This window comes from Streptomyces sp. NPDC048506, assembly GCF_040651315.1.
Classification (GTDB): domain Bacteria; phylum Actinomycetota; class Actinomycetes; order Streptomycetales; family Streptomycetaceae; genus Streptomyces.
This window is the reverse complement of the sequence record NZ_JBEZIX010000001.1, coordinates 51,114-71,040: the sequence shown is the minus strand read 5'-3', so window position 1 is coordinate 71,040 and position 19,927 is coordinate 51,114. Positions and strand designations below refer to the sequence as shown.

The 19,927-nt window shown below is 70.8% G+C and carries 14 protein-coding genes and 2 pseudogenes; 7 read left to right on the top strand and 9 right to left on the bottom strand.

What is annotated here, in order from left to right:
• The first annotated feature begins 93 nt into the window (after nt 1–93).
• A complete protein-coding gene (locus tag AB0C96_RS00280) occupies nt 94–4,566 on the top strand; it encodes a CHAT domain-containing protein (RefSeq protein WP_362912061.1) in 4,473 nt (1,490 codons plus the stop codon).
• A gap of 297 nt (nt 4,567–4,863) precedes the next feature.
• Here the strand turns inward: AB0C96_RS00280 and AB0C96_RS00275 are convergent.
• The 3 genes and pseudogenes from AB0C96_RS00275 to AB0C96_RS00265 all read right to left on the bottom strand — a co-directional run.
• A pseudogene (locus AB0C96_RS00275) lies at nt 4,864–5,004 on the bottom strand (IS701 family transposase); the annotation flags it as partial.
• Between the two features lie 29 nt (nt 5,005–5,033).
• Nucleotides 5,034–5,810: a recombinase family protein gene (locus tag AB0C96_RS00270; protein ID WP_362912059.1), complete on the bottom strand. Its 777-nt coding sequence runs from the start codon at nt 5,808–5,810 to the stop codon at nt 5,034–5,036.
• Between the two features lie 84 nt (nt 5,811–5,894).
• On the bottom strand, nt 5,895–6,317 hold the full coding sequence (locus AB0C96_RS00265) for a YjbQ family protein (protein ID WP_362912057.1): 423 nt from the start codon (nt 6,315–6,317) through the stop codon (nt 5,895–5,897).
• 896 nt (nt 6,318–7,213) lie between these two features.
• Between AB0C96_RS00265 and AB0C96_RS00260 the strand changes: the two genes are divergently transcribed.
• The 6 genes and pseudogenes from AB0C96_RS00260 (at nt 7,214) to AB0C96_RS00235 (ending at nt 12,866) form a co-directional block, all read left to right on the top strand.
• Nucleotides 7,214–7,300, top strand: a complete 87-nt coding sequence (locus tag AB0C96_RS00260; RefSeq protein WP_362912427.1) for a putative leader peptide — start codon at nt 7,214–7,216, stop codon at nt 7,298–7,300.
• A gap of 113 nt (nt 7,301–7,413) precedes the next feature.
• The gene (locus AB0C96_RS00255; protein WP_362912055.1) at nt 7,414–8,283 is read left to right on the top strand and encodes an ABC transporter permease; all 870 of its coding nucleotides are present in this window, start codon (nt 7,414–7,416) and stop codon (nt 8,281–8,283) included.
• Nucleotides 8,256–9,086: an ABC transporter ATP-binding protein gene (locus tag AB0C96_RS00250; RefSeq protein ID WP_362912053.1), complete on the top strand. Its 831-nt coding sequence runs from the start codon at nt 8,256–8,258 to the stop codon at nt 9,084–9,086. Before AB0C96_RS00255 ends, AB0C96_RS00250 begins: the two co-directional genes overlap by 28 nt.
• Before the next feature lie 152 nt (nt 9,087–9,238).
• Nucleotides 9,239–10,300 (top strand): ABC transporter substrate-binding protein, encoded by a 1,062-nt coding sequence (locus AB0C96_RS00245; RefSeq protein WP_362912051.1) that lies wholly within the window; start codon nt 9,239–9,241, stop codon nt 10,298–10,300.
• A gap of 1 nt (nt 10,301) precedes the next feature.
• A pseudogene (locus AB0C96_RS00240) lies at nt 10,302–11,501 on the top strand (LLM class flavin-dependent oxidoreductase); the annotation flags it as partial.
• Between the two features lie 258 nt (nt 11,502–11,759).
• Complete coding sequence (locus AB0C96_RS00235; RefSeq protein ID WP_362912425.1) at nt 11,760–12,866, top strand: NAD(P)-binding domain-containing protein; 1,107 nt, start codon at nt 11,760–11,762, stop codon at nt 12,864–12,866.
• 86 nt (nt 12,867–12,952) lie between these two features.
• Here the strand turns inward: AB0C96_RS00235 and AB0C96_RS00230 are convergent, their stop codons facing one another.
• The 6 genes from AB0C96_RS00230 to AB0C96_RS00205 all read right to left on the bottom strand — a co-directional run bounded on the left by AB0C96_RS00230 (nt 12,953) and on the right by AB0C96_RS00205 (nt 19,844).
• Nucleotides 12,953–13,549 (bottom strand): ATP/GTP-binding protein, encoded by a 597-nt coding sequence (locus AB0C96_RS00230; protein ID WP_362912049.1) that lies wholly within the window; start codon nt 13,547–13,549, stop codon nt 12,953–12,955.
• Nucleotides 13,530–13,928 carry a DUF742 domain-containing protein gene (locus tag AB0C96_RS00225; RefSeq protein WP_362912047.1) on the bottom strand — a complete coding sequence of 133 codons (399 nt, stop codon included), beginning with the start codon at nt 13,926–13,928 and terminating at the stop codon, nt 13,530–13,532. Before AB0C96_RS00225 ends, AB0C96_RS00230 begins: the two co-directional genes overlap by 20 nt.
• Before the next feature lie 14 nt (nt 13,929–13,942).
• On the bottom strand, nt 13,943–14,356 hold the full coding sequence (locus tag AB0C96_RS00220; RefSeq protein WP_362912045.1) for a roadblock/LC7 domain-containing protein: 414 nt from the start codon (nt 14,354–14,356) through the stop codon (nt 13,943–13,945).
• Nucleotides 14,353–16,833 (bottom strand): nitrate- and nitrite sensing domain-containing protein, encoded by a 2,481-nt coding sequence (locus tag AB0C96_RS00215; protein WP_362912043.1) that lies wholly within the window; start codon nt 16,831–16,833, stop codon nt 14,353–14,355. The genes AB0C96_RS00220 and AB0C96_RS00215 overlap by 4 nt, the downstream gene beginning before the upstream one ends.
• A gap of 189 nt (nt 16,834–17,022) precedes the next feature.
• Nucleotides 17,023–17,805 (bottom strand): MHYT domain-containing protein, encoded by a 783-nt coding sequence (locus tag AB0C96_RS00210; protein ID WP_362912041.1) that lies wholly within the window; start codon nt 17,803–17,805, stop codon nt 17,023–17,025.
• A gap of 695 nt (nt 17,806–18,500) precedes the next feature.
• Nucleotides 18,501–19,844 carry an MFS transporter gene (locus AB0C96_RS00205; protein WP_362912039.1) on the bottom strand — a complete coding sequence of 448 codons (1,344 nt, stop codon included), beginning with the start codon at nt 19,842–19,844 and terminating at the stop codon, nt 18,501–18,503.
• Nucleotides 19,845–19,927: the final 83 nt, after the last annotated feature.

The window sequence follows — 19,927 nt, the reverse complement described above, 5'->3', positions numbered from 1 at the left end:
CGGGAGAGCAGTCCGGAGGAGAGGATCGAGCACGCTGTCCGGGAACATGTGCGCACGGGCCGCGCCACAGAGGTCGAGACTCCGCAACTAACCGTGGACGCAGAGCAGTTACTGCATGAGGTCGCTGCCGCACCGGCCCGCTCCGAGGGCAGGCGGCGTGCATTGCAGCTCGCCGGGTGGCTCTGTCTGGCCCGGAAGGGCAACCTCGCCCGGCCGGGCCTCCCGGATCTGCCCACCACCGTCATGCTGCTCGGCCTGCTGCACGACATAAACCCGGACCTGGTCACCGGCCAACTTTGGGAGCTGACTGTGGAGTTCGGTGCCGACCCTGATAGCCGGGTGCAGGCCGCCGTGACAGGGCTGCTGAGCGCGGCGGAGGCCGGCACTGACCCGGTCCTCGCACTCGTCGCCCTGCAGGGCGCCCTGGACGACCTGCCGGCGGACCATCCAAAGCTGGTCGACTACCACGTGGTGGCCGCCACCGGGTGGCTGGAGCGGCACGGGCTGACCGGGATCACCACCGACCTGGACAACGCCGCGGCCCTGGGCCGCCGCGCACTGGCCCTGACCGGACCCGAGGACCCCAGGCGTGCCGACGCCCTGCGGACCGTGTGCGCAAGCCTTACCAGGCTTCTCAAGCAGCAGGAGACCGCCGAGACCGCCAGAGCCGCCGTGGAGATGTGCCGCAAGCTCCTGTCCGTCGCCCCGGTCGGCGGAAAGGACCATACCGGTGCCGAACTCTCGCTCAGCAGCGTCCTGTTGCGCCGGTTCGAGTACACGCAGGCGGTGGCCGACCTCGACGAGGCCGTGGAGCTCCTTCGCCGGGGCGCGGAGCGGGAACGACGAGCCGGCGGCACACGCCCCGAGCTGCTGCGCGGCCTCGCCCTCGCCCTGCACGAGCGCTACCGGCTCACGCACGCGGTTGAGGACCTCGACGAGGCGATCAGGCTCTTCGGCGCGGCCGCGCGGCTGGCCGCCCGGGACGACACCGCGCAGGCGTCTTCCCTACGCGCGGACCAGCAGGTACTGGAGCGGCAGCGCGCCGAGGCACCACGGCAGGCCGCACCGCGCCCGGCCCCGCCGACGGCTCAGAGCCGCCTGGTGGAAGGCAGCCATCTGATCGAGCGGTGGAAGGCGGACGACGATCCGCTCTGTCGCGACCGCGCGATCGAGCTGCTGGGTCCGGTGTTGTGGGAGCTTCCCGAGGACCACCCTGATCTGGCGGCGTGCAGCGGGTATCTGGGCTACGCCCTGTTGAGGCGCTATAAGTACGGGGGCCGTGACCCGGCGGACTTGGCCGCCGCCGAGGAGGCGATCGACCGGGCGGTGCGGACATGCCCACTGGACAGCCCGAACATGGTGGGCTGCCTCACCCTGCAAGCCGAGGCGGCATACAGCAGGTTCCAGCGCTCCTCCGTCGGGGAGGACCTGGACGCTGCCATCGCCGCGCAGCGCCAGCTGCTGCCGCTCGCTCCGCCGGACGAGCGGGAGTACTGGCAGACGCTGCACAACCTCGGCTCACATCTGGCCACCCGGTACGAACGCAACGGTGCGCTGTCCGACGCGGACGAGGCGGTCGAACTGCTGCGGCAGTCCCTCGGCATGGCGGCCCCCTCCATGGAGGACCCCGGCTACACCGCCCTGATCCTGGGCGAGTCCCTCGTCCGGCGCGCCCGCGACACCGAGGCGCCGCACGACCTCGACGAGGCCCGCGACAGCCTCTCGACGGCTCTGCGCCTGCTGCCACCCGGGGATCAGCGACGCGACCGGGCGCAGCAGCTGCTGAACACCGCGGTCCAACGGCGGGCGCAGGAGCGCAGGGTGGTCAAGGAAACCGTCCTGCCCGTGCTGCGCGGTGCCACGTTCGTCTCGAACCCCGACGACCGGCCCGCGGTGCCGCCCGAGGCGGCGGCGCAGGACTCCCGGGCCGTGCAGCAGTACCAAAACGTCCTCACAGAGGCGCGGCAGAGGTTCGAACGGACCGGTGACACATCGGCGCTCGAGGCCGGCATAGCCACCGGCCGCCGCCTCCTCGGCGGGCTGCCCGCCCAGCACCCGGAACGCGCTCCGGTCGCCGCGAGGTTCGGCGCGCTGCTGCTGCGCCGCTTCGAACAAAACGGCGACCGGAAGGACCTCGACGAGGCGATCGTGCACCTCCGGCACGGCGCCTACGGGCCGCTGCCCAACGTGCAGGTTCTGCGAAGCGTGCTCAACCAGCCGGACGCGGACATGGAGGAGCTGCGGCAGGCCCTGGGCACTCAGCTGGATGCGTTCGTGAAGTTGAGCCCCCCTCGCGGCAGCGAGCTGTCTACCTTGGCAGGGGCCTACCTGCGCCGGTTCGAACACGACGGTGGCGACGCCGACCTGGACGCAGCGGTCGCCGCCGCCCGCCGCGCGATCGAGGTGACGCCTCCCGAGTACAACGACGAACGGTGCACCCACATCCAGACCCTGGGAATGACGCTGCTCCGGCGCTACCAGCACACCGGCAACCGGGCCGACCTCGACCGGGCGATCGACCTGGGGCGACGGGGGCTGGCCCTCGCCCGCCGGATGACCTCGTCGACGGACGCGCAGCTGACCGCGCTGGGAGCGCTGTGCAACCGGTTACGGACCCGCTATCTCCTCGTCCGCGACGCCTCCGACCTCGACGAAGCCATTACCTCCGGCACCGAGGCGCTCGCTCTGACACCGGACGGCCGGATTGAGTCGAACAGCAGGCTCAACCTCGCCCTCGCCCTGTGGACACGATCGGAACTGCGTGACGACCTGACCGATCTAGACGCCGCGATCGACCATGCTGAAGCCGTGGTCCGCGCTCTGCACGCCTCCTCGCCGCGGCGCACCAGCAGGTTGCTGACGCTGGCGCACATGCTCGCCGCCCGTAACGAGCGGGGCGGTCCGCGGTCCCGGGTGAATGACGCGGACCGGAGCCTCGTCCTGTTCCGCGAGGCGGCGCAGGCACCCACCTCCCCCGCGGACGACCGGCTGACCGCTGCGGTCGCGTGGGGCAGCTTCGCCGCCGGGCGTGCCGCTGTGGGAGAGGGCTACTGGCAGGAGGCGGCGGACGGCTACGCCGTAGCCGTGGAACTGCTCCCGCTGACCGCGTGGCGGGGCCTGGCGCGCAGCGAGCGGGAACGTCTGCTGGCCCGGCGCTCGCACGTGGCCAGCGAGGCCGCGGCCTGTGCGATCTCCTGCGGCCGGCTGGAGCAGGCGGTCGAACTCCTCGACCACGGACGATCCGTGCTGTGGGGGCAGGTGCTGGACACACGGACCGATCTGACAGCGCTGCGGGAAGCTCACCCCGCGCTTGCGGACCGGCTGGCAGACCTGCGGGCAGCACTGGAAGAGGGGACGTGGACCGCCCCCGAGCAGGACGCCGGTGAACAGCGGCGGCGGATCGCCCAGGAGTGGGAGGACCTGCTCGACAAAGTCCGCCGGCTGCCCGGGTTCGAGCACTTCCTGGTACCCCTGCCCTTCTCCGCTCTGTCCGGGGCGACGGACGCCGGACCGCTCGTCATCGTCAACGTCAGCCGGTACCGATGCGACGCGCTCGTCGTGACACCGGGCAGGGTCGCGCTGATCCCGCTGCCCGGCCTGACCGCGGACGAGACACAGCGCCGCACCGAGCGGTATCTGGCCGCGCTGGACAGGATGAACCGCCCAGGAGCCTCCCCGGGCCCGAGCCAGCAGACCGTGATGGCCACGCTGGAATGGCTGTGGGACACGGTCGCCGCCCCCGTGCTCGACTCCCCGGAGCTGGCCGTCCCGCCGGACCGGCGCGTCTGGTGGTGCCCGACCGGACCGCTGACCCTGCTCCCGGTGCACGCCGCCGGCTACCACGACCCCGACGACGGCCGGGAGCACGATGCCGTCATGGCGCGCGTGGTGTCGTCGTACATGCCCACGCTGCGCGGCCTGATCCGGGCCAAGCGCCCCTCGGCTGCCACGGACGCGGAGCGACGGCTGCTGGTACTGGCCCTGCGCGACCAGCCGTCGTACGCTCCCGCGTTGCGCCCACTGCCCGGCGCGTGGAAAGAGGCGGAGGCGCTCGGCCGCCGGTTCCCCGGCCGGCACACGGTCAACCTCGACGCGGACGCCACCTGCGAGAAGGCGTTGTCCCTCCTGGCCTCGCACTCCTGTGTCCACTTCGCCTGCCACGCCGGGCAGGACCTCGCCGATCCTGGTGCGGGTGCGTTGTACCTGCACGACCGCCCCCTGACGGTTTCCGACCTAGCCCGCCTCGACCTGCCGTCTGCGGAGCTGGCCGTGCTGTCTGCCTGCCAGACCGCCCTGGGCGGTACGGAACTGCCCAACGAGGCCATCCATCTCGCGGGCGCGCTGCTTCTGGGCAACTTCCGGCACGTCGTCTCCACTCTATGGACGGTGGGAGACAACACTGCCCAACAGATCACCGATACGGTCTACGGGACCGTGGCCGACCCGGAGCTCGGCATCGATGCGTCCCGGACGGCATACGCGCTGCACGAGGCGGTCGACCGCGCCCGCCGTCGGCAGCCGTACCGCCCAGTCGGCTGGGCGTCGTACGTGCACTTCGGGCCCTAGTACTCCAGCGGGACCAGGCCAACGGCCTGGCGGTGGGGAGTGTAGCGGGGGTGTGGCATGCGCGAGACGGTCTTGAGCCGGCCGTCCACCCAACGTGTGCGCGCGCCGCATGTAGTGACAGCGTCGGGCACGTGCTTGGTGGCGGCGCCGCCATCGGGACCAGTTCACCGCATGGTCACGGCGTGCAGGACGGCGGTGGGGTTCAGCTGCCGGCAGACGAAGGATTTCAGCTGGGGTGAGGGCCACGAGGTCGGGTGTGTCGGCCTCGTGGCTCCTTTTTTCGCGCTCCTGCACAGCCATCACCACGAGGAACGCGTGGGCGAGCATTGCGAGCGTGATGTGCTGATACCAGCCCACGTAGCGGCGGACCTCGTACTGGTCCAGGCCGCACTCGTTCTTCGCGCTGTGGAAGCACTCCTCGATCCTCCAGCGGCATCCTTCCCACCCGCCCTACAGGGCAAGCCAGTTCAGATGTCACCCGATCGTGCAGCAGACCCGAACTCCAGGCTCGTCGGATGCCACGGTCGACCGCGTGCTGGCTTCCCATACATCACGGCCAAGTGATCGACGGGAGCCAGTTCACCAGCGCGGTTCAATCGAGCCGCCTCGCTGCTGGGCGTGTTGTGCTCAGGGTCGGCCAGGATGCGACGGGCGACGCCCCTGATCACGGTTGAGGCGTACGAGTGCAGTTCGACGTGGTCGATTTTGCCGCCCACGACGACCCGAACGAATTGGAATCCAAACGACGGCTTACCTTTTGGCCGACCAGCTGCCCGCATCTTGATGGTTGCGTTGCGGTTCCGGCGCTGGATGGCTCGCAGCTCCATCTGCGCGCCCCACGCCTCCATGGTGAAGCGGTTTTCGTCCACCTGGTCGTCGAGGCCCCACGGGCCGTCGTGACCATACGTGACGAGCAGCTTTCCCTCGTCACGCATTTTGTAGCCGGTGTTCAGGCAGTCAACGACGTTGCGGCCGAGCCGGTCCACCGCTGCGGCAACGAGGCCGTCATACGGGCCCCTCTCGTCACGCAGCCACGGTCCGAGCTTGGGCCGTGTCATCGGGTCCGTGGCTCCTGACACCTCCCAGTCATCGGCCCAGCCGGTGATGTGCCCTCCGACGGACGCGGCAGCCGTGAGGACGTCCTCTCGCTGCCGCTCCGGTGACGACGTGGCCGCCTTCACACGCGACAGCCGTCGCACGCCCAGCAGGCATTTTCCACATCCGTCGTAGGGTCGTTCGATCATGTCCACGTCCGTACCGCGCAAGGCTTCTCCGTTTCAGGCAGGCAGGGTACGGAGATTTCACGGCCACCCCCAGGACGATCTTGGTCAGCCCAGGAAGCTCAGTCGAACCTGACGGTTGACATTAGAGATGTTGGTGTCCACCAAGCAGACCGACTGCCACGTACCAAGGGCCAGTTCTCCCCCGATGACGGGCAGTGTGGCGTGCGGAGGCACGAGGGCGGGGAGCACGTGGTCGCGACCGTGACCGGGGCTCCCGTGCCTGTGCCGCCAGCGGTCATCCGCCGGAAGGAGATCGCGAAGAGCGGCCAACAGGTCGTCGTCGCTGCCGGCGCCCGTCTCCACCAGCGCAACGCCCGTGGTCGCGTGAGGTGTGAAGACGTTCAGCAGCCCGTCGCGCCCCTGGGCCACGTCCCGCAGGAAGGATGCGCAATCCCGGGTCAGGTCATGCACCGTCTCGCGTGAGCCGGTCCGTACGTCGATCACTCGTGTCGCGAAATTCTCAGCCATGCATGGATCCTCTCAAAGGCCAAGTGATCACCTCAAAGACGACTCGGCAGTCCCCGTACGCAAGCGGGGCGCGGGAGCGCCCCCGACCAGCGTTCGGGTCGGGGCGGTCTGGTGGGCCGGGTCGGGCGGTCGGCGGGCGGGCGGTCGGGCGGTCGCCGGTCGGGCGGTCGGCGGTCGGGCGGTTGGGGGCGGGACGGTGTTCGGCCATGTGGGGACCGGCTCAGACGGCAGGTCGGTCAAGCCTCCGCAGCGGATTTCAAACTCAAGTGGCTTGAAATGAACGGGATTTGACCCGTATCGCGGTACGCTGAAACAGCCAACCCTCCAGTTGGAAGGGCAGTTACGGGGGAGAAAGAGCGGCCGGGGATTGTCCCGGGTAATCCCAGGCCGCCAGGTCGGGGCCCCGCACCCATAAGGCGGGGTCCCGACCGCCCCCTCCACAGGCGGGGCCTGACCGGTCCCGGACGGTAAAGGGTCTGATCAGCCCGGCGCCGTCAAGCCCTGAACACTGGAGGTACGGCATGGCTACAAAGGAAAAGCGGTCGCTATTGGCCGAGCTGGCTTCTCGCCTCGCAATCGCCATTGCGGTGAAGGCCCTCATGGCGGTCCTCTTCGACCGCCACTGACCCGGAGTAGCTAGATCCTGGAGGCAGGATTCACACCCTGCCTCCAGGTTCACCCACTGGTCGGCACGCTGCACGCGTGCACGACATACGGTGGCAGACGCCATGCGGCCGCATCGCCCGTCCCCCCCTCGCCGCAAACGCCATATCGGAATCGATGCGGGGCCACCCTCGGGGCCTGCATGCAATGTTGCTTCAATGTTCCGGCAACGAAGGTCCATTGGTCGAGACGACAATTGACCCGTCTCGAAGCACGCCGCTACGTTCGGCGACATGTCTACCTCAGCCCTGCTCACCACGCGCGGTCATATCGACCTGGTGCGGGTGGCCTCTGCCGCGTGTCGCCGCGGTGCCTGCTGAGTCTCGGCCTCCCGCTCTCCTCGCTTCTTCCCGGCTGACTTCCGGCTTCTCGCTGCTGCCTCCCCCTTCCTTTTTCTTCGGGCTTTGCCTCGTTTCGTTTGTGTGGAACGTTTATGAGTCTCGATCAGGTCGTGCGCGGTCATGCGCCGCCCGACGAATCCGTGACACCGGCGGCTGGGATTGAGCTCGCGCGGGTCGTTCCGGTCTCCGGGCGACGGCGGGCGGTGCCTCGGTGGGCGCGGCGAGCCGTGGGGCCCGTGGCGTTGGTGGTGCTGTGGCAGGTGCTCAGTACGACCGGGGTGTTGGAAGGGGACATCCTGGCGTCGCCGGGCACCATTGCCGGCACCACCGGTGACTTGATAGCCGACGGCACACTGCCCTCGGCCATGCTCGTCTCACTGCAACGCGTGCTCGTCGGGCTGCTGTTGGGCGGCCTCAGCGGCGTCGCACTGGCGCTGGTGTCGGGGCTTTCGCGACTCGGCGAGGACCTGGTCGATGCGACGGTGCAGATGCTGCGGTCGGTTCCCTGGGTCGGTGTGATTCCGTTGTTCATCATCTGGCTGGGTATCGGCGAGGCGCCGAAGATTGCGCTGATTTCGCTCGGTGTGGCGTTTCACCTTTATCTGAACGTCTATGCCGGGATTCGTGGAGTGGACGCGCAGCTGGTCGGAGCCGGGACGTCCCTGGGTTTGAACCGATGGGGGCTGATCCGGCACGTGGTGCTTCCGGGTGCGTTGCCGGGAGCCATGACCGGACTGCGGTACTCGCTGGCCACCGCCTGGTTGGCGCTGGTCTTCGGTGAGCAGATCAATGCCGACGCCGGCCTCGGTTTTCTGATGAATCAGGCCAGGGAGTTCTTCCGCACCGATGTGATCGTGGTGTGCCTGGCGGTCTATGCGTTCCTCGGTCTCATCGCCGATTTCCTCGTACGTACCCTCGAAAGGCTGTTGCTGCAATGGCGACCGACATTCACCGGACAGTGATCGACAAGGAGGGGGCCGCGCCTTCTACTGCCTCCGTCGGTGTTGCGGTGCGGGTGGACGGGCTGGTGCGGCGGTTCGGCGACCGGGCCGTCATTGACGGGCTGCAACTGACCGTTCGACCAGGTGAGTTCGTGGCACTGCTGGGACGGAGCGGCTGCGGCAAGTCGACGCTCCTGAAGGTGCTGGCCGGACTCGACCGGGAGATCGAGGGTGAGGTACTGGCCCCGCGTCGTAAGGCGGTGGCGTTCCAGGCGCCGCGGCCGATGCCCTGGAAGCGGGTCTGGCGGAATGTACTGCTGGGGCTGCCCGGCCGTGCTGAGCGGGAGTCCGCCGTACGGGCGCTGGACGAGGTCGGGCTCGGGCATCGTGCGGACGCCTGGCCGAAGACGCTGTCGGGTGGTGAGGCGCAGCGCGCGTCGCTCGCCCGGGCGCTGGTGCGGGAGCCCGATCTGCTCCTGCTCGACGAGCCGTTCGGCGCGCTGGATGCGCTGACCCGGATCAGGGCCCAACAGTTGGTGGCCGAGCTGTGGCAGGAGCGCGGCTGCGCGGTGCTGCTGGTCACTCATGACGTAGAGGAGGCTCTGCTGCTCGCGGACCGGGCGCTGGTGATGGAGGACGGCCGCATCGGCTACGAGACAGCGGTGGACCTGCCGCGCCCCCGAGACGTCTCCGATCCCCGCTTCGGAGCCCTGCGCGCCCGGTTGCTCGATCGACTGGGTGTGAAGGGCAACGACACCGACGCAAGCACGGGCACCGACGCAAACGCGAGCGCGGACCCAGGTGCCCCCGCTGCTGCTGCCTGAACCCACCCCACCGGCCCGGCCACCGCCCCCGCATCCCTGCCCTCCGCCCCCATTCACCCTCACCACCGCTGCTCCACCCACACCACGCCACACCACCTCCCCCACCCCCTGCTCCACCTCGAACGCCCCCATCCCGGAACGGACCTCAGCCCATGAGACCTCGCCGTACAGCCCCAGCCGTCCTCCTCGTTCCGCTCGCCGTTCTGCTGGCCGGCTGCGGTGGCGGTGCGTCGCGCGTCGCCGGAGGCGGGGGCGGGGGCGGGGGCGGCGCGGACAGTGGGACGGACGGCAAAGGCGCGCTGACGCTCAACGTCGGTGACCAGAAGGGTGGTTCGGAGGCGTTGTTGCGGGCCGCCGGAGAGCTGGACGATCTGCCGTACACGATCAAGTGGTCCACGTTCACGTCGGGGCCGCCGCTGCTGGAGGCCGTGAACGCGGGAGCCGTGGACGTCGGTGCCGTGGGCAACACCCCGCCGGTGTTCGCCGCCGCGGTGAAGTCGAAGATCAAGGTGATCGCGGGGACGCACAGTCGGTCCGACGGCGAGGCGATCCTGGTGGAGAAGGACTCGCCACTGAAGCGGCCGGAGCAGTTGAAGGGGAAGTCGATCGCGGTGGCGCAGGGCAGTTCCGCGAACTACCAGCTGATCGCCTCGCTGCGGAAGGCGGGGTTGTCACCGAAGGACGTCAGGCTCACCTACCTCCAGCCGGCCGATGCGCTCGCCGCGTTCACCCGGGGGAAGGTGGACGCCTGGGCGGTGTGGGACCCGTACACCTCGCAGGCCCTGGACCAGGCCGATGCCCGGGTGCTGACCACCGGGCAGGGGGTCGTCAACGGTCTAAGCTTCCAGGTCGCCGCGCCCGCCGCACTGGACGACAAGAAGAAGGCGGCGGCGCTGAAGGACTACACGGACCGGCTGCGACGGGCGCAGAACTGGGTGTTCAAACACCCCGACGTCTGGGCGAAGGCCTGGGCGAAGGAGACCGGGCTGCCGGAGAAGGTGGCGCTGGACGCGGTCGAGCGGACGCGGGGCACCGCGGTCCCGGTCGCGGTGGACCAGGCCGCCATCGCCTCGGAACAGCGGATCGTCGATGCGTTCGCGGCGCTGAAGCTGATCCCCCGCACCTTCGACTTCGGGGAGTACGTCGATCCCCGCTTCAACGGTGACCTGCCGCCTTCGAGCACGGCACCGCGTACCTACGGAAAGGCCCGGTGAGATGTCCGTACACCTGCATTGGTTCCTGCCGACCGGCGGCGACGGGCGGACGCTCGTCGACCGGCACGCGTACACCGACGGCGGGATCCGGCGCGGCCGCATCACCCCGGTCCGCGGGGTCCGGGCTCCGGACATCGAGTATCTGGGGCAAATCGCCAAGGCGGCCGAGCAGTTGGGGTTCGAGGCGGTGCTCACCCCGACCGGGACGTGGTGCGAGGACGCCTGGCTGACGACGGTGGCGCTCACCCAGGTCACGGAGCGGCTGAAGTTCCTGGTGGCGTTCCGACCGGGGGTGATCTCGCCGGTGCTGGCGGCCCAGATGGCGGCGACGTATCAGCGGATCTCCCGTGGACGGCTGCTGCTGAATGTGGTGACGGGTGGTGACTCGACGGAGCAGAGGCGGTTCGGTGACCCGCTCGACCATGACCGGCGGTATGCCCGTACGGATGAGTTCCTTCAGGTCGTACGGGGTGTGTGGGGCGGTGAGCCGTTCGACTTCCGGGGCGAGCACTATCAGGTGGAAGGGGGGCTGACGGCGCTGCCGCCGGATCCGCTGCCGCAGATCTTCTTCGGTGGGTCCTCCGCCGCCGCGGGGCCGGTCGCCGCCCGGAACGTGGATGTGTATCTCACCTGGGGTGAGCCGCCGGAGCAGGTCCGGCAGAAGATCGACTGGATTCGCGGACTGGCGGAGCAGGAGGGGCGTACGGTCCGGTTCGGGATCCGGCTGCACACGATCTCCCGCGATGCGTCGAAGGAGGCGTGGGCGACCGCCGAGCGGCTGCTGGACGATCTCGACGCGGAGACCGTCGCAGCCGCTCAACAGGCCCTGGGCAAAAGCGAGTCGGTGGGTCAGCAGCGGATGCTCGCCCTGCACGGCGGCTCGCGCGACCGGCTGGAGATCTCGCCCAATCTGTGGGCGGGGGTGGGGCTGGTGCGGGGTGGTGCGGGGACCGCGCTGGTCGGCAGCCATGCCGAGGTGGCGGACCGGATCGAGGAGTACTACTCCCTGGGCATCGAGCACTTCGTGCTGTCGGGCTATCCGCACCTGGAGGAGGCGTACTGGTTCGGCGAGGGCGTACGGCCGGAACTCGTCGCCCGCGGGCTGCTGGAGGCCGGACCGTCGCCGCTGGCCGGCGTCCCGGCGGCAAACGGTCGGCCGGCGTCCGCACCGGGCGGTGCGCCGTTGCTGATTGCCGGGGGGGCGCTGAGCCGGCGCGTGGGCGGTGCCGCCGGCCGTGGGCGGTTCCGCCTGCCGGGGGTGGTGCCGCCTGCCGGGGTCGGCACGTCGCCACGGCAGGCGGCACGGCGGTACGGCGCGTGGCACGTCGCCACGGCAGGCGGCACGGCGGGTGCACGGCGATACGGCAGGCGGCTCGGCGGTACGGCGGTACGGCGGATGTCATGCCGGTGTGACTGGCGGCCAGGGAAGAGATCGCCCCCTCCGCCAGTTGGTAGAGGCATGAACGACACCGGGGTGCGTGAGGTCGAGGTCGTGGTGATCGGGGCCGGGCAGGCGGGGCTGGCCGCCGCGTTCCATCTGCGGCGGGTGGGCTATCGGATGGACCATGACGTCGTGGTGCTGGATCACTCTCCGCGGCCCGGCGGTGCCTGGCAGTTCCGATGGCCGACACTGACGTACGCGAAGGTGCACGGGATGCACGCGCTGCCGGGCATGGAGCTGACCGGGGCCGATCCGCAGCGCCCCTCGTCCGAGGTGATCGGGGCCTACTTCGACCGTTACGAGCAGGCCTTCGGACTGCGGGTGCATCGACCGGTGAGCGTGCTGGCGGTGCGGGAGAGCGCGGAGCGCGACGGGCGACTGTGGATCGAGACGTCGGAGGGGAACTATGCGGCGCGGGCGGTGATCAATGCGACGGGGACCTGGGACCGGCCGTTCTGGCCGCGGTTCCCGGGGCAGGAGACGTTCGGCGGACGGCAGCTGCACAGCTCGCAGTACCGCGGGCCGGAGGAGTTCCGTGCGGCGCGGGTCGTGGTGGTGGGTGGCGGGACCTCGGCGGTTCAGCAGCTGCTGGAGATCGCGCCGGTGGCGGCGAGCACGACATGGGTGACGCGCCGGCCGCCCGTCTTCCGCGAGGGCCCGTTCGGCGAGGAGGAGGGGCGGGCCGCCGTCGCCCTCGTCGAGGAACGGGTGCGGCAGGGGCTGCCGCCGCGGAGCGTGGTGAGCGTCACAGGGCTGCCGATGACCGAGGCGATCCGGCAGGCCCGCGCGGACGGTGTGCTGGAGCGGCTGCCGCTCTTCGAGCGGATCACGCCGACCGGCGCGATCTGGGCGGACGGGCGCACGGTCGAGGCCGATGCGTTCCTCTACGCCACCGGCTTCCGGGCCGCCATCGACCACCTCGCACCGCTGAAGCTGCGCGAACCGGGCGGCGGAATCCAGATGGTCGGCACCCGTGCCGTGCGCGACCCGCGCGTCCACCTCGTGGGGTACGGGCCGTCGGCGAGCACCATCGGCGCCCATCGGGCCGGGCGGGCCGCGGTGCGGGAGATCCGCCAGTTGCTGGCGCGGGAGCCGGTGGGCGCGGCGGCGGCCGCCGCCGGGTGATCACGGGCCGGTCGCCGCCCGCCCCGGCGGGCGCCCGCGGGCGAGCAGCGCCTCCGTGACGGCCGGCCGGTGGGCGTGCGCGCCCCTCAACCGTGCACCAGTCGCGCCTCGTACGACGCCGCCGCATGCTCGACCAGGCCGATCAGCACGTGCTTGGAGGACCCGCGGTCGCGGGCGTCACACAGCAACACGGGGGTGGTCGGGTCGAGGTCCAGGGCGTCCTTCACCTCGTCGGCGCAGTGCGTGCGGGCGCCGTCGAAGCAGTTGACGGCCACCACGAACGGGATGGCACGGTGTTCGAAGTAGTCGATGGCCGGGAAGCTGTCGGCCAGTCGACGGGTGTCGGCGAGCACCACCGCGCCGAGCGCGCCCTGTGCCAGCTCGTCCCAGAGGAACCAGAACCGGTCCTGCCCCGGCGTGCCGAACAGGTACAGCGCCAGGTCGTCGTGGATGGTGATCCGGCCGAAGTCCATCGCGACGGTCGTGGTGGTCTTGTGCTGGACCCCGTCGAGCCGGTCGACCGGGCGTCCGGCCTCGGTGAGCCGCTCCTCCGTGCTGAGCGGGCGGATCTCGCTCACCGACCCCACGAGGGTGGTCTTGCCGACGCCGAACCCTCCGGCCACCAGGATCTTGAGAGCCATGAAGGCCTCGGGGCGCGGGGATTCAGAGCGCACGGAGTCCATCGATCACTTCCTTCAGAAGGTGCGCCGCGGGCAACTGGGCGGGCGGCACCGGGCGGTTGACGCGGATCAGCCCCACTGCGAGCAGGTCGCTCAGCAGGACCCGGACCACGCCGAGCGGCAGTCCGGAGTCGGAGGCGATCTCGGCCACCGGGCGAGGGCCCTCGCCGCACAGGGCGAGGATGGCCTGCTGTTCGGGCGAGAGCGCGGGCGGGTCGTCGCCGTCGGGACGGGTCTCCCCGCCGGGTCGGGGCTCGGCCCGCACCACGGCCATCAGCTCGAAGGCCGTACTGCTCGGCCGGGCCCGCCCCGCGGTCATCGCGTAGAGCCGGACCATCGGCCCCGCCTCGTCGTCGTACCAGTGGGGGGTGGAGTCGGTCATGAGCGGCCCCTCCCTCACTCCGCTCCGGCCCGCTCGGGCGTGCCGAGGTGCTCGCCGACCCGCTTGACCAGCCGGGCCATCTCGTAGGCGACCAGGCCGACATCGGCCTCCGCGTCGCCGAACACGCCCAGGCACGAGCCGTCCCCCGCCGCCACGACGAACAGGAAGCCGCCTTCCAGCTCGACCATGGTCTGGATGACCTGACCCGCCGCGAAGTGCCGGCCGGCACCCTTGGCCAGGCTGTGGAAGCCGGAGGCGATGGCGGCGAACCGTTCGCCGTCGTCGCGGGTGAGCCCGGTGGACGCGCCGACGGCCAGGCCGTCGCCGGAGAGGATCACGGCACAGCGGATCTCCGGAACCCGGGAGACCAAGTCGTCGAGGAGCCAGTTGAGTTCACCGGAGAGGTGGGAGTGCTGGTCGGCGGTCACGATGTCTCTTCTCCTTGCGTCTCTGCTCCTTGCGTCTCTGCTCCGCGGGACGGCGGCCGGGTGGTGGCCTCGCGACCACGGGTCCAGCCGGCGCGCAGGGACGCCATGGTGTCCCGGGCCCGTTCCGGGGAGCGGCTCGGTGCGGGGGTGTCTTCGGTGCGGGGAACCCACTCGGGCCGCTGCTGCGGGGTCTGCCGCAGCGCGGGCGCGAGGTGGGCCTGGCGTACCCGGCGGGGCAGGGCGTCGTCGAGGTCCGCGGGGGCGGATGCCTGCTCCGGCCGAACGGGACCGTCCGGGGCGGGAGCGGGCGAGGCCGGAGCGGGCCGGGCGGGAGCGGGCGAGGCCGGAGCGGGCCGGGCCGGAGCGGGCGGGGCCGGGGCCGCGGGGCCCGGTGCCGGCGGGAGCGCGCCGGGCTGACCGGCCGCGGTCCCGAGTGCCCGCAGCACGGCGGCTCGTCGCGGGTGGTACGCCACGATCGTCTGCTCCGTCACCGCGCCCTCGGCGGACAGCTGTTCGTCGGTTCCGTCCATCCCGTCCGTCCTGTCCGTCCCATCCGGCCTGTCCGTCCCATCCGTCCCGTCGGTCCCGTCGGTCAGCAGGGCGTCGGGCAGCAGCACCACGGCGGTGACGCCTCCGTACACCGACGGCTGCAACGTCACCTTGACGTGCTGGCGGTGGGCGAGGCGGTTCACCACGAAGAGGCCGAGCTGCTCGGTGTCCAGGAGGTCGATCTCGTCGGCGTCCGCGATCCGGCGGTTGGCCTCGGCCAGCGCCTCCGGGCCCATGCCGAGCCCGCGGTCCTGGATCTCCAGGACGATGCCCGCGCCCACCCGTTCGGCGCGCACCTGCACCTTGGTGTGCGGCGGCGAGAACACCACCGCGTTCTCGACGAGTTCGGCCAGCAGGTGGGTGACGTCGGCGACCGCGGCGCCGATCAGCCGGGCGTCCGGCACGGCGCGCACCTCGACCCGGGCGAAGTCCTCGACCTCGGCGACCGCGGCGCGCACCACGTCCAGCAGCGGTACGGGGTGCCGCCAGCCACGGCCGGGGGCGGCGCCGGACAGGATGATCAGGCTCTCGGCGTGCCGCCGCATCCGGGTGGTGAGGTGGTCGAGCCGGAAGAGGTCCTCCAGCTCCACCGGGTCCTCGGTGCGGCGTTCCATGGTGTCCAGCAGGGCGAGCTGACGGTGCAACAGCAGTTGGCTGCGCCGGGCGAGGCTCACGTACACGCCGGAGATGCCGCTGAGCGCGGCGGCGCGGTCGGCCGCGGCCTTCAGCGCGGCGCGGTGCACCGCCACCAGAGCTTCGCCGACCTGGCCCACCTCGTCCCGGCCGGTGCCGCGTTCGGCGTCGAGGGGCGCGACGGCGTCGATGTCGACGGGCTTGCCCGCGTACAGCCTGCGCATCGACTCGGGCAGGTCGCGGCCGGCGACCCGGAGTGCCGCGTTGCGCAGTTCCTCCAGCTCGACGACCAGCCCGCGGCCGATCTTGACGGAGATCAGCAGGGAGAGCAGCACACCGGCGAGGCCGAGGACGACGGCGACACCGGATCCGCCGAGGGTGTCGAGGGAGAGCGGGTCGGCGCTGCGGGCCGCCGAGGTGGCCGCCGAGCGCTGCGCCGAGCGCAGGTCCCGCAGCACGGTGTCGGTCGTCGCGCTCCAGCCGGTGGCGGGAACGGCGGTGGCGCCGCGGGCGCCCGCTCCGGCGGCCCGTACGGCGTCCTCGGCGGACCGGAGTGCGCGGTACGCCGGGCCGTTGAGGATCCGGTGGTAGGCCGCGGCGTCCGCGGGCCGGAGGTCGTCGACCGCGGCGGCGAACAGTGCGCGCTGGGTGTGCACGGCGCCGGTGAAGGAGTCCAACCGGTCGCGCGACATCCGGCCGGCCGTCTGGGCGGCTCCGAGCACCGCGTCCTCGTGCGAGATGGCCTCCCGGGCCCGGGCGAGTTCCAGGACCACGCGGAGCTCGGAGGCGCCGGTGGGGTTGGGCAGGCCGGTGAGGGCGCCGACGGTGGCGAAGCCGTCGTCGACGATGCCGGTGTAGGTGCCGATGGTGCGGTCGGTGGCGGCCTCGGTGGCGGCGGGCTTGCGGAGCGCGGGCAGGCCGTCGGCGTCGCGCATCAGGCGGTCGATCCGGTCGGGCAGATCGGGGTCGACGCCCTCCGCGTCGGCGCTGCCGGCGTTGACGCCGTCCCGGAGGGCGGCCGCGGCGGTGTCGGTGGCCCGCTGCCGGTCGCGCAGCGCCTGCTGTCGTCCGGGGCTCGGGTCGGCGAAGGCGCGCGCCGCGGCGCTGCGTTCGTCCTGGACGGCGGCGACGAAGTCGCCCACCGGCATCAGCAGCGTGGTGTCGACCTCCTTGAGCCGGTCGAGGTCGGAGACGCTCCGCGCGGAGGTGACCGTGGCGAAGGCCCAGAGGGCGATCAGGGACACCACGGGGACCATCAGCAGCGCGACGATCTTGGACCGTACCGAACGGGGCATCAGACGGATGCTGAGGACGGTGCGGTAATTCCCCTTCGGTGCAGCGGACTTGGGGCCGGAAGCGGGCGCCGCCGGGAGGACGTGTCCGGGTCCGTGGTCGGGTGGCGGGGCACCCTTTAGGTCACCGGAACGGCCCGGGTTCGGTCGTGCTTGCATGAATTCCTCAGGGGTCAGAGAGAAGTCAAGAGGTCAGGAAAGAGTGGGGAGTTCGGCCTCTCGGAACGATTCCGCGGAGGCCGATGCGGCACGTTCCCGGGCGGTTGGCGACAAGGCGACGAAGGCGACGGTGAGGAAGAGGAAGGAGCCGAGCACAACGGTCAGCGGAAAGATGAATTCCATGGGGGTGGCACCGGGCAGGGGTGCCCGGGTGGGCCTCAGGTCGATGCGCACCGCGGCCATTCCGGTGTAGTGCATGCTGCTGACGGCGAGCCCCATCACGAGGGAGGCGATGGCCGCGCCGGCCGCACCGCGCACGCTGAGCGCGGCCCACAGGGCGGCGGTCGCCGCGGCGACGGCGATCACGACGGAGAGCGCGACCAGGAGCGGGTCGTAGCCGACGTGGCCGTGCAGGCGCATGGCGGCCATGCCGAGGTAGTGCATGGCGGCGACCCCGACGCCGGTGCCCAGGCCGCCGAGGAGGAGGGAGCGCAGCCGGGCGGCGCCGTGTCCGACGCTGAAGATGCCGGCGCCGACGACCACCATGGCGACCAGCAGGCTGAGCACGGTGAGCGGGACGTCGTAGCGGATCGGGGTGCCGGTGACCCCGAATCCGAGCATCGCGATGAAATGCATGGTCCAGATGCCGGAACCGATGGCGACCGAGGCGGTCAGCAGCCAATTGCGCCGGGAGCGGCCGTCGGCGGCCAGCGCACGGACGGTGCAGCGCAGCCCGAGAGCGGATCCTGCGCACGCCATCGCATAGGCGAGGACAGGAGATACCCAGCCCGCGCTGAAGTGGTGCATATGGCCCACGGAGTTTCCTTTCGCGTTTTCGGCTCGCGGCGACGGACGCTAACACGTGATCGTCTTGTGAAAGGCGTGGACAACTGGAGATCGAATCGGGCGGGAATATCGAAATTTTCACGCAGCGTGGCGCTACTGACGAGTTCCGCATCGGCGGACTGGGCAAATGTCCACCATTACCCGACACCGGCGCCGGTGAATGCGCGTCAATTCCGAGCGCGTGGCGGCCGGCCGGGAATTCGGCAATAAGATCGACCAATGAGAAAGGTCACGAGAATCGTGACCGCCATGCCGGCATATGCCCAACCACTCACCCTGGAATGACCAGAGGAACGGCAAACCGGGCACTTCACCCACAACTCCGATGCGAACAAACGAACGCGGGAGCGAGCGTTCGCCAGAAGGTGTGATCGACGCCGGAAGGGGTTCCCGGGGCACCGCGCGTCGGGTGATGCTTACGGGGCGCAAGCGGCGGGCTGCAGACCGTCACAGCGCCTCCGGTCGACTCCCTTGCTGGGCCGGAGAGTTGGTTCCACAAACACGTACTTGCACAAGGAGAAGAAGCCAGATGGACATCCTCACCAACCTGCTTGCCGGCATCGTTCACCTCGTGGGTTGGCTCGTCTGACGGACCTCGCACAGAAAGCGCCGCCCCTCCCTGTCCCGGGAGGGGCGGCGCTTCGCACGTCCGGCGGGGCGGCCGGCTACCTGTCCAACTCCTTGCGGGAGGTCTCCGGCAGCGTCAGGTAGACGACGAACGAGACCAGACAGAGCACGGCCACGTACCAGGGGAAGAGGTCGGCGTGTCCGGCCTGCTCGAACCAGGTGCCGACGTACGGCGCGGTGCCGCCGAACAGAGCGACGGTCAGCGAGTACGGGAAGCCGATGCCGGCGGCGCGGACCCGGGCGGGGAACACCTCGGCGTTCACCGCCGCGGCGACCGCGGTGTAGCCGGTGAGCAGCACCATGCCCGCGCACTGCACCAGCAGCAGCGAGACGAAGGCGTCGGTGACCAGGTGCAGCAGCGGTACCGCGAGGACCGCGAAGCCCAGCGAGAAGCCGAGCAGCAGCGGTTTGCGGCCGATGCGGTCCGAGAGCATCCCGCCCAGCGGCTGCAACAGGGCGAAGAAGGCCAGCGAGAGGGTGCCGACGGTGAGCGAATCCCCCTTGTCGAAGCCCGCGTTGACCTGGGCGTAGGTGGGCAGGTAGGTCGTCCAGGTGTAGTACGCGATGGTGCCGCCGGCGGTGATGCCGCAGATCAGCAGCGACTGACGGGGGTGGCGGCGCAGCGCCTCGAACAGGCCGGGGCGCGCCGCGGCCGGCTGCTCGGCGGCGGGGGTCTCCCCTCCTCGGACGGAGTCGTGGGCCCGGGAAAGGGTCTCCTGGGCGCCGCGCCGGATCCACAGGCCCAGCAGGCTCAGCAGCGCACCGATGAGGAACGCCACCCGCCAGCCCCACTGGCCCATCTGCTCCTCGCTGAGCAGGGCGGCGAGCAGCGCCGCGGTCCCCGAGGCCAGCAGCTGACCGACGGTCGTGGACACGTACTGGAAGCTGGAGAACAACCCGCGCCGGCCCGGCCCGGCCGATTCGACGAGGAAGGTCGTGGAGGCCGCGAACTCGCCGCCCACCGACAGCCCCTGCACCAGGCGGGCGACGACCAGCACCACGGGAGCCAGCACGCCGGTGGCCGCATAGGTGGGAGTGAGCGCGACGAGCAGGCTGCCGCCGCCCATCAGCAGGATGGTGACGGTCAGTGCGACCCGCCGGCCACGCCGGTCGGCGACCGCGCCCATCAGCAGTCCGCCGACCGGCCGCATGAAGAAGCCGACCGCGAAGACGGCGAAGGTCGACAGCAGCGGCACCAGGGAGCTGCCGGTCCCGTGCGGGAAGACCTGCTCGGCGAAGTAGACCGCGAGGAAGGAGTACGCGTACCAGTCGTACCACTCGACGGCGTTTCCTATGGAGGCGGCGGCCAGTTGCCGCAGCCGGGACGGCGGACGGGCACCGTCGGGCGCCCGGTCCTCGGTGATGAATTCGGCACTCGACATGGTCCTTAGCTCCCGGTTCTTCTCCTGGGCCTGCGGCTGGGGCAGGATGAGCCGACAGGTGATCATGTACCGCGGAGGCGGAT

Bases quoted from the DNA above. Each gene is read 5' to 3' on its own strand.
- AB0C96_RS00270 (WP_362912059.1), bottom strand. From the start codon at position 5,810: ATGATCGAACGACCCTACGACGGATGTGGAAAATGCCTGCTGGGCGTG.
- AB0C96_RS00265 (WP_362912057.1), bottom strand. From the start codon at position 6,317: ATGGCTGAGAATTTCGCGACACGAGTGATCGACGTACGGACCGGCTCA.
- AB0C96_RS00260 (WP_362912427.1), top strand. From the start codon at position 7,214: ATGTCTACCTCAGCCCTGCTCACCACGCGCGGTCATATCGACCTGGTG.
- AB0C96_RS00255 (WP_362912055.1), top strand. From the start codon at position 7,414: ATGAGTCTCGATCAGGTCGTGCGCGGTCATGCGCCGCCCGACGAATCC.
- AB0C96_RS00250 (WP_362912053.1), top strand. From the start codon at position 8,256: ATGGCGACCGACATTCACCGGACAGTGATCGACAAGGAGGGGGCCGCG.
- AB0C96_RS00245 (WP_362912051.1), top strand. From the start codon at position 9,239: ATGAGACCTCGCCGTACAGCCCCAGCCGTCCTCCTCGTTCCGCTCGCC.
- AB0C96_RS00235 (WP_362912425.1), top strand. From the start codon at position 11,760: ATGAACGACACCGGGGTGCGTGAGGTCGAGGTCGTGGTGATCGGGGCC.
- AB0C96_RS00230 (WP_362912049.1), bottom strand. From the start codon at position 13,549: ATGGACTCCGTGCGCTCTGAATCCCCGCGCCCCGAGGCCTTCATGGCT.
- AB0C96_RS00225 (WP_362912047.1), bottom strand. From the start codon at position 13,928: ATGACCGACTCCACCCCCCACTGGTACGACGACGAGGCGGGGCCGATG.
- AB0C96_RS00215 (WP_362912043.1), bottom strand. From the start codon at position 16,833: ATGCCCCGTTCGGTACGGTCCAAGATCGTCGCGCTGCTGATGGTCCCC.
- AB0C96_RS00205 (WP_362912039.1), bottom strand. From the start codon at position 19,844: ATGTCGAGTGCCGAATTCATCACCGAGGACCGGGCGCCCGACGGTGCC.